2 protein-coding genes are annotated in these 6617 nt (G+C 40.4%); both read right to left on the bottom strand.

The features are described 5' to 3' along the window. Nucleotides 1–113: 113 nt before the first annotated feature. Complete coding sequence (locus ACTHPG_RS28130; RefSeq protein WP_440392560.1) at nt 114–1706, bottom strand: AMP-binding protein; 1593 nt, start codon at nt 1704–1706, stop codon at nt 114–116. A 54-nt stretch (nt 1707–1760) separates the two neighbouring features. Continuing rightward, nucleotides 1761–6419, bottom strand: coding sequence for an amino acid adenylation domain-containing protein (locus tag ACTHPG_RS28125; RefSeq protein ID WP_440392559.1), 4659 nt, complete (start codon nt 6417–6419; stop codon nt 1761–1763). Between the last annotated feature and the right edge of the window lie 198 nt (nt 6420–6617).

The following is a 6617-nucleotide window of genomic DNA, read 5'->3' as shown; positions in this document are numbered from 1 at the left end:
TCCACTTCGCCTCCATGGCAAATCGCGGGAGGGAGTTTCTGGAGAATGCTTGAATCCATTGGTTTCAGTCCTTTCTTCGTACATTATGGAAAGATTACAGATGCTATCTTGAGTCATGCTTCAAATTTAATATAATCAACTTCCGAAAATTCTTCGGATGAATATATAAGGATTTCATCAAGCTTGTATTTACTTTTCAGACTGTTCTCCATTTTCTTTAGTTCCAACGAACTTAAGAAATGGTTAGCTCTGATGAGCTGAGCAGCGATCTTACCTTCGCCATCCCTTGGTATTCTTGATAGTTGGATATAGCTAAGCTGCATGTGACGAGGCAAAAAAACAGACATATACGAATGCAGATCTTCAAAAGAATTTGAATGAGTGGATAGAGAGACATAACCCAAAATATATAAGTTCGATGCCGTTCCTCCCCTTATATCGACCCAGCAATCAAGAACAGATGGATGCAACATTAGCAAGTTACCAAGTTCATCTAGATTAATTTCAATACCATCAATCAGAACAATACGATTTAGATTGTTATACAGAGTTAATGTACCTTCCTCGTTCCACTTTGCTTGATAAGCGGTAGGATGCAGAACTTCCCCCTCTTCGAAGGGGCTAACAGTGGTCCGTTCATCTCCATTGCCATTTACACTTTTCCCCGTCCCCATTCCAGAAACATACAACCGTCCGATCATCCCCACAGGGACTGGCTTAAGGGTTTGGTTCAACACGTATGTTTTCGTATTCATCACTGCTCTGCCAATATGGTGATATTCCGTTTCCCTTGTTCCTGTAATTGAAGACACCAGATGGATCCTTGGATAACCAAAATAGTTATACCACTTGATTTCTTCCTTTAATAAACGGGTCTTGAACGGGTCACTGTCAAAAAGATGCTCGCCCATCGTAATCACGGTTTTTAATGAATCCGGAAAGGCGGTTTCCACATCCGAGAAAGATGACCAGTCGCCTAACATTTCTATGGGTAGAGCCAGTGCACTGTCCTTCACTTTCCCGATTTCCGCTTCCAAATTAAAGTATCCATCGTCCTTCAAAATAAAGGTTGCCTTCCCCCCTCCCATAACATTTCCTAGCCAAATGGGAAATAGGAGTTCCATTCCTGAAGGGCCAATCATCGTCAACGATTCATCAAACGGTACTTTCAATATTTCCTTATTGAACTGGAGCCAATTCATCAGCATCGTGGAGGACTGTAATACTTGTTCCATTCCATCATGGAGCCCTGAGCAATATACAATGGAAAATTCGTTCGTCCACTCCTCGTCCACCTCGCAATCCTGCTCAGAAGAACCAGAAGTCTCTTCAAATGGATGAATATATACACTATCCGCTTCAGACACCATTTGTTCAGAAGTAATAAAGTAGTCTGCATCCAGGTTCCTCAACAAGTTTCTTTTCTGTGCTATGGATAATCTGTCATCCATATGAACATATGTGCATCCAAATCGCATAATAGCCAAAAAGGCAGACGCTTTACTCAATATCCCTACATCATCTATAGCAATCCGTTTTCCGGGTCTACATCCGTTTTGGTGAAGTAAAACACATATCTTTTTCATCTGCTGCTTTAATTGGGCATACGTTATTTTTTCCATATTGGAAGCTAGGGCAACTTCTTCTGTCTGCCGACTGCATTGTGCATCGAATCTAATCCAAAACTGCGCCATGTTCAATTCCATTTCCTTACCTCTCTTTTCAAAATGGCTATTCACGCAATACCATTTTTCAAATGTTTAGAAATCGTAATTGCCTGCCTCGTTGAAGTTTAGTAGCCGTTGTCTTTCTTCCTCGGAGACCACTTCGATGTCGCTTAGGATTATGTTCATGTCTTGAGCAACTGATTCGAGGATGACATTAAAGTAATCAACCATCTTTTGTATCGTTTCCCTTTTGAACAATTTTGTGGAGTAATCCAACATAAAGTGAATACTTCCTTTATCCTCATAAGCCTGAATCAAAAGATCAAATTTGGAAACTAACGGGTTATAGTGCATGTACTCGATCGGCATGCCCTCCAATTCATGTTTGGAGAAATTCACAGTTTGAAGCACAAACATAACATCAAATAATGGATTTCTTCCTGCTCCCCTGCCGGTTTTGAGCTTGTCGACTAACCGATCGAACGGATACTCTTGATTGGAGAATGCCTGCATTGTGTTTGATCTGACGGTTTGAACCAGGTTTGCAAATGGTTGACCTGCATCAATATGGCTTTGGATAACCACTGTATTAGCAAACATGCCAATAACGTCATTTAATTCTGCTTGCCATCTTCCGGACACAGGAGTTCCCACTACAATGTCAGTTTGATTGGAGTAGATGAACAGTAATGATTTATAAGCGGACAGCAATACCATGAACAATGTACTATCTGTCGCTAACGCAATGGATTTCAAACGATTCGTCAGTGATTTGTCCAATTCAAACGTTATGCAATCTCCGGCAAAGCTTTGTATGGTTGGTCGAGTGAAGTCCGTAGGTAATTCAAGGCCAAGAAGTCGAGAAGGCTCGTACTTCGTCAACCAGTATTCTTCCTGCCGCTTCATTCTAGGCATGTGGAGTATGCGCTCTTCCCATAGACAGTAATCCTTGTAATCTACAGACGGTTCCGAAAGCTTGTTTCCTTTATAACCTTCGATTAAATCCTTTAACATAATCATCATGGAGGCAGCATCGATAATGATATGATGAACATCAAGCAATAACACCGATTCACGATTGTCCGTCTCAACCAGTTGTGCTCTTAATAACGGCGCTTTCTCTAGGTCAAAGGGGCGAACGAACTCATTCATTGCTTCATCCAAGGTTTGGTTATGAAGCTTTTTATATTCGAGCTTAAATGGTACATGCTCATGAATGCGCTGCACTGGGATGCCCTCGGAAGATACTTCAAAAGAAGTTCTAAATACACTATGCTGTTGAATTACTTGGGCAAAAGCCTCTTGAAGCCTTGAATATTCCACATCATCACTGATCTTGTACATATGTGGTACATTGTATGCAGTAGGAATATCCGCCAACTGGTGAACGGTGTACATTCTGGCCTGAGCAAAAGATAGTCTGTAATGGCCGGATGGCAGGCATTGTTCAATAGGTGGAAACGCTTCAATTCTGCCACCCTTTTTCGCATCAATAAGAGCGGATAATTTGGAAACGGTCCTATTTTCGAACAGATCCCTCAATTCCAAATCCACGTTAAATATCCTGTTTAATCGTGTAATCACAAGAAGTCCGTTTAAAGAGTGGCCGCCCAGTTCGAAAAAACTATGTCCCAAGTCACAATGATTTATTTCGAGAATTTCCTTCCAAATTGAAAGAATTACCTCTTCCTTCTCATTCGCAACAAGAACCGATGAACTTTCCGAAATACTCTCGACAGTCGGGAGCGGCAATCTCTTCCGATCAAGTTTGCCGTTCACTGTTAATGGGAGCGATTCCAACCTTATGAAATAATTAGGCATCATGTAAGCAGGTAGAATGTCAGATAAGAAGGTTCTCAGATCCAGCTCATTCTTGGCAACATAATAAACACACACTGTTTTCTCACCAGAAGGGAGTTCTGGGGTTAAAACGACTGCTTCATTTACCAGATCGTGGTTCGAAATATTATTTTCTATTTCTCTTAGTTCAATTCTGTGGCCTCTGATCTTGACCTGATCATCGTGCCTTCCAATCAGTTCGATCTCCCCGTTATCCAATATTTTTGCATAATCTCCAGACCTGTACATGAGTTCATTTGGCCTGAACGGATTGAGAACGAATTTGGCTTCACTTAATTCGGCATTATTTAAATATCCTTCAGAAAGCCCGCTGCCAGATATGCATAACTCTCCCTCAACGCCTATGGGCACAAGGTTTAAATAGTTATTCAGAATGTAGTAAGACATATGTTCAAGCGGCTTACCGATCGTGATCCTTCCGCTTTCGGTCAATTCTTTCGTAGCTGACCAAACGGTCGTTTCGGTCGGTCCGTAAATATTAAAGATTCTAGCATTAGTTATTTCTTTCAATTTGTTTAAGAGACCATTGTCGAAATGTTCTCCACCAATCAATATCAACTTTAATCGTTGAAAATAGTCGGAATGGTTCCCCATTAACACTTTCAGCCGTGAAGGCGTAGTTTGTAGAATATCAACCTCATTAACCAGCATAAGATCAGATAATTGTCTAAGGTTTCGATGAGCATCCGGCTCCGCGACAACAACCCTCATTCCCTTGGCTAACGGAAGCAACGTTTCAACGATAAAAGGATCGAAAGATACCGATGTCATGGATACGATTGAAGCATTTGTATCAAAGGCTGTGTTTATGGGAAAATCCCGGATAAAATAATTTAGGGATTTATGATTGATAAGTACACCCTTGGGACGTCCTGAGGAGCCGGAGGTATACATGATATACGCAGGATCATTGGGGCTTATTGATTCGGATACAACTCCATCATTATCGTATAGAGAAGCGTCAGAAATATTATGGACCTTATAGCCTGCAAATTCTGTTTCTCTGGACAATAAGAGAGATACGTTACTGTCATCCATCATATATCGTTTTCTTTCCATCGGATAATGTGGATCTACCAATAAAAATGTTCCCTTTGCCTTGATAACAGCCAACATGGAAACGATAGCTTCGAAACCGCTTTCAACCATAATTCCGACGCGCGTTCCCGAATCAACACCATTTCGTTGAAGTGTAACGGCTAATTGACTCGACTTTAAATCCAAATCTGCATAAGAAATTTCATTTTCTTTAAAAACAACCGCAGTATAATCGGGATTTAAGGAAACTGCCTGCTTAAACAGTTCCATAAAACCAACAACTGGAGGATCAGAACACGCTTCATTATGGTCAGGCTGTTTCAAGAGAGCATATTTATCTGTTTGAGAGAGTACATCTATCTCACAAAGTGGAATCTCCGGTTCACGCAAGACGGCTTTCAATGTGTTTTGGAAGTGATTAGCCATTCTTTGAATGGTTTCTTCTCTAAAAAGATTTGTGCTATATTCAAATTCGAGAATCAATTCCCCATTTAATATCATGGCCTCTAAGGTAAGATCCACTCTGGAGGTTTTGTTATGGAATTCTGTCTTGTGTCCTTGGAAATCATCACCAACAACTTCTTTGAATGGTTCTTCATGCATAATGAAAACCGTATCAAACATTGGATTTCGACTCATATTCCGGTCTAGCGATAGATTTTCCATAACATTTTCAAAAGGATAGTGCTGGTGCCTCATTGCTTGAAGAACACATTCTTCAACTTCGTTCATAAAACGAATGAAAGGTTTCGTAGCTACTGGATAATTTCTTAAAGGAACTGTGTTGATAAACATCCCAATACACTTCTCTATGTCTGGATGCGTTCTCCCGCTAAACAAAGTTCCGATCACGATATCTTCCTGGTTTGTATACTTGTTCAACAAAACATAATACGTGCTGAGTAAAATCATATATAATGTTGTACCTGAGCGAGAGGCCGTCTCTTTAAGTTGGTGTAACATTTGACCTGTAAGGGTAAATCGAATTTTTCTTCCTTCGAATTTTTGATATACCGGTCTTGGATAGTCTGTACTCAAGTTTATAAGAGGGATCTCCCCCTCGAACATGGTCATCCAAAATTTCTCTGCCTCACTACCCTCAAGCGGAATTTGATTCATGTGCTCTATAAAGTCTTTCTGGTGGACTGTTATTTCCGAGAGTTGTTCCCCATTATAATAAGAAAATACTTCATTCAGCATTATGTCGACAGAAGCACCGTCCATAATAATGTGATGTGCATCCATAATTAAAACGTACCGCTCTGGCTCATAATTAACTAATGTGACTCTTAACAATGGAGATTCAGCTAAATTAAAAGGGTGGATGAAAGCACTTATAATTTGGTCAATATTTTGATAAGGTACCTCTGCATAACGAATGGTTATTTGAGTATCCGAGTGGACGTACTGCCTGATTTGTCCATCTATTATGGCAAATGAACTGCGCAGCGTTTCATGGCGATCTACCAGCATATTAAAAGCCATATTCAGCTTCTCCAAATCAATCGCGCCTTCAATCATAAACGCAGTTGTTACGTTATAAGTAAGGCCTGTATCCAGCTGATTGGCCGCAAACATTCTTTTCTGAGAAGCAGACGAGCTATATAGAGAGTTGTTTGTATTTACCTTTTTGACAGACTGATATTCCGATTGAGGTCTGGACTGCAAATAATCCGCAAGATGTTCAAGAGAGGCTGTTCTGAACAGATCGGATACTTCGAGTCTGATACCGAATTCAATGTGAATTTTGGAAATTAACTGCATCAACTCGATTGAGCTTGCGCCCAACTCAAACAAATCGTCTTGTATGGAAATATCATCGTTCTTCAAAACCTCTTTGCATATGGAAATCACTTTTCGATCATATTCGTTTCTGTAATCCTTAATTGCATGCTTACGAGATCTATTTTTGTATTCTTCAATGATCTTGTGAAAAGCATCCTGTTTAAACTGCTCTACAAGCTTCTTCCTTTGTATTTTCCCGATGGATGTTTTGGGAATCTGGCTTGTACGTACGGGTATGACCTCTTTGGGTTTAATGCCATACCCCTT

Origin of the sequence: Paenibacillus sp. SAF-068 (assembly GCF_051967555.1) — a bacterium.
Classification (GTDB): Bacteria; Bacillota; Bacilli; order Paenibacillales; family Paenibacillaceae; genus Paenibacillus.
Note: the sequence above shows the minus strand (reverse complement) of the source record. Positions and strands in the feature narration are given on the sequence as shown.